Below are 1,868 nucleotides of genomic sequence, written 5' to 3'. Positions count from 1 at the left end.
TCGCGGGATGGAGCAGTCCGGTAGCTCGTCAGGCTCATAACCTGAAGGTCGTAGGTTCAAATCCTACTCCCGCAACCAAAATTACCGAATAATACCAAAGTCTTAGGCCCCGCATAACGCGGGGCTTTTTGCTTATGCGCATTCTACGTCAACACCACGTCAACGTTTGACAAGTCGTGCGACAAATATCCAATGGACTCAGCGCGACGGCTCGACTGCGGGCACTCTGTCATCCCGAGTGGTTTCCGGATACGATTCCTCAGATTTGATGCCGAGCCGGCGAACACAATGAACAAAGCCCTCCTCTCGAAAGGCTTGGCGCCTCCATCGACATGGTTGGCTGATACCTGATGGGGTGGATGGCTCCTGCTTCAATCGGCGTCGCAATGCGCCATACTGCAGGTGTCGATATCTGCATATGAGAGGAGCCACCCCATGCAAGTTACCACAATCGGCCTTGATCTGGCCAAGAACGTTTTTCAGGTTCACGGAGTTACAGATGACGAAGAGGTCGCCTTCAACCGGCCTTTGAGACGTACGCAGTTGTTGCCGTTTTTCTCCAAGATCGAACCTTGCTTGATCGTTATGGAGGCCTGCGGCAGTGCGCACCACTGGGCGCGGGAGCTGACAGCGTTGGGTCATGAAGTCCGGCTAATTCCACCCATGTATGTCAAACCTTACGTCAAACGCGGCAAGTCAGATGCCATCGATGCGGCGGCTATTTGTGAAGCGGTGACGCGTCCGACAATGCGCTTTGTCGCGATCAAGACAGTTGAACAGCAGGCACTCCTGTCGCTACATCGCGCACGGGATCTTCTTGTCCGACAACGCACGCAGCTAATCAACGGCTTGCGTGGCATGGTCGCAGAGTTTGGCGTTTACATTGCCAGAGGTCTCGCTCGTGTCATCGGTTTTGCCGAGAACATACTGACTGGCGAAGTTTTGGATCTGCCTGATGTCGCGAACGAGGTGATCCGTAACCTCTCCGAGCACCTGATGACATTGCATGCTCGGATCCGTTGGTACGAAGACCGCGTGAAGCAAGTCGCCAAGGAAGACGCGCGGGTGCGGTTGTTGCGTACCATCCCAGGCGTCGGGGCTGTGACCGCGTCCGCGATCATCGCCAGCATTGGTGACGGACACCAGTTCCGCAATGGCCGTGAGTTTGCAGCTTGGCTGGGTCTGACGCCTGCGAACAAGTCCAGCGGCTGCAAGGAGAAACTTGGTCGGATCACCAAGATGGGCGATCAATACCTGCGATCATTGCTCGTCGTCGGCATGACGTCTCTCGTCCGGCAGACCCGATCCCACCCAGAACGCGCAAGCAAATGGCTGACATCGTTGCTGGAACGCAAACCTGCTCGCGTCGCCACAGTTGCTATGGCCAACAAGACCGCCCGGATCGTTTGGGCGGTTCTGACCCGCAACGCGCCCTACAACCCACACCTGGCCTGAGGAGAAAAGAACAACGAGTTAGCAAGACCCGCGAGATGATGGTGCATAAGTCTGCCGCCAAAACCAGGACACTCCGCCGAATGGCGCGGGCATCATAGCCCGCATAGCTGATAGGAACTTGGTTTGCGGAACCCATCCACTGCCCGGCAGGCGATGCTTGCATCGCTGAGAGGGAGGGCCAGCGGTCAACACCGCGCAAACAGGCCGGACACATGACTGCTTCTGACAAATGCACAAATCAGATCAAAAATGTCTTGCTATGCAGGAGCCATCCACACAGGCCATTCGCTGCGGACGTCTTGAATGTCTCGGTTGCGGGGCGGTTTCAACGGGTCGATGCAACACTTTAATCTTTTGAGAGAGATGGAGTGATCATCATGAAGTATCGTCGCCGCATATTCTTCACGGACAAA

1 protein-coding gene and 1 tRNA gene are annotated in these 1,868 nt (G+C 55.7%); both read left to right on the top strand.

Annotation, left to right across the window (positions count from 1 at the left end; all coding sequences use genetic code 11):
• Window position 1 precedes the first annotated feature (1 nt).
• Window positions 2-78 (top strand) — tRNA-Met (locus BUB78_RS19945).
• 357 nt (window positions 79-435) lie between these two features.
• A complete protein-coding gene (locus BUB78_RS19940; RefSeq protein ID WP_073201174.1) occupies window positions 436-1,455 on the top strand; it encodes an IS110 family RNA-guided transposase in 1,020 nt (339 codons plus the stop codon).
• Window positions 1,456-1,868: the final 413 nt, after the last annotated feature.

It is taken from the genome of Roseovarius marisflavi, assembly GCF_900142625.1.
GTDB lineage: Bacteria > Pseudomonadota > Alphaproteobacteria > Rhodobacterales > Rhodobacteraceae > Roseovarius > Roseovarius marisflavi.
Note: the sequence above shows the minus strand (reverse complement) of the source record. Positions and strands in the feature narration are given on the sequence as shown.